The organism is Pseudomonas sp. KCJK9058, from assembly GCF_046230975.1.
Classification (GTDB): Bacteria; Pseudomonadota; Gammaproteobacteria; order Pseudomonadales; family Pseudomonadaceae; genus Aquipseudomonas; species Aquipseudomonas alloputida.
Genome location: NZ_JBJJLR010000104.1, coordinates 1 through 1,432 on the forward strand (window position 1 = coordinate 1; position 1,432 = coordinate 1,432).

Sequence of the window (1,432 nt, forward strand, 5' to 3'; positions counted from 1 at the left end):
TTGGACTGCCCCCAAGAAGTTGGACACCAATCCAACCCTTGGGGGATCTATGGGCAAGTACACCGAGCAATTCAAGCTCACAGCGATCACAGCCTACCTGGATGGCAGCAACGGTTTCCGAAAGGTGGCTCAACACTTAGGTATCGATTTCAGCCTGCTTCGACGCTGGGTGGCCAGTTATCAGGCCAATAATGGCATTGGTCCAGGCTCGCATGGGCGGCGCTATACCAGTGATTTCAAACAGCAGGTGCTTAGCTATATGCACGAGCATCGGCTTTCGCTGCGCCAGACCGCTGCCCACTTTGGTCTTGGGCAGTCCTCTCAGATAGGCATTTGGCAGCGGCAGTACTACAGTGGCAGTCCTGCACCCTCTACTGCCATCAAGCCAAGAAAGCCAATCGACGTGTCGAAGAAGATCAAGCCTGCCAAACCCACCGATACCAATGATGATCAGAAGTCTCGAGATCAGCTGATGGCTGAACTTGAGTACCTGCGCATGGAGAATGCTGTCCTAAAGGAGCTCAAGGCTCTGCGCGAGGAAAAGGAACGAACACGCGGGAAAAAGTCCTGATCGTTTCCAAACTCAAGCGCAGGTTTCCTTTGCCTGACCTCCTTCAGTTGGTCGAGCTGGCGCGCAGCACCTTCTACTACCAGCTCAAAGCTCAGCAGAAGCCAGACCGGCATGCTGAGCTCAAGGCATTGGTGCATCGCGTCTATCACGAGCAGAAACGGCTTTATGGTTATCGCCGTATCGCACTCGTAATCAGGAAGGAAAAGCGGGTGAACAAGAAGGTCATTGAACGGCTGATGGCTGAGCAGGGATTGAAATCAGTAGTGCGCCCCAAGAAATATCGCTCCTATCGAGGTACCGTCGGCAAAGTGGCAGCGAATGTACTGGAGCGAAATTTTGTCGCTCAACGCCCAAACCAGAAGTGGGTGACTGACGTAACCGAGTTCAAAGTAGCTCAACAGAAGCTCTATCTGTCGCCCGTGATGGATTTGTACAACGGCGAAATCGTGGCCTACGAAATGGCCAGCCGCCCGTGCTATAGCCTGGTTGGGAACATGCTTGGCAAAGCGCTCGATTGCCTGGGAGAGAAACCGAAGCTCGTGCTGCATTCGGATCAGGGATGGCATTACCAGCAGGCGCAATACCGCCATAAGCTAAGCGAATGCGGGGTAAAGCAGAGCATGTCTCGAAAAGGCAATTGCCTGGACAACGCGGCCATGGAAAGCTTCTTTGGCACGCTCAAATCCGAGTTTTTCTACCTGAAGCGTTTCGAGAGCATTGATGAGCTGAGAGTGGGTCTGGATGAGTACATTCACTACTACAACCATGATCGCATCAAGCTGAGGCTCAATGGCCTGAGCCCTGTGGAGTACAGGGCTCAGGCTGCAGCTTAAAACTGTCCAACTTTTGGGGGGCAGTCCA

At 53.2% G+C, this 1,432-nt stretch carries 1 protein-coding gene; it reads left to right on the forward strand.

Going from position 1 to position 1,432, the window contains the following annotated elements; all coding sequences use genetic code 11:
• Positions 1–49: 49 nt before the first annotated feature.
• Positions 50–1,404 (forward strand): IS3 family transposase gene (locus ACK59Z_RS25755; RefSeq protein ID WP_108192061.1). Its coding sequence is split into 2 segments (ribosomal slippage): positions 50–523 and positions 526–1,404, totalling 1,353 coding nucleotides; the frame shifts between segments, so codons are not numbered across the junction.
• The last annotated feature ends 28 nt before the right edge of the window (positions 1,405–1,432 follow it).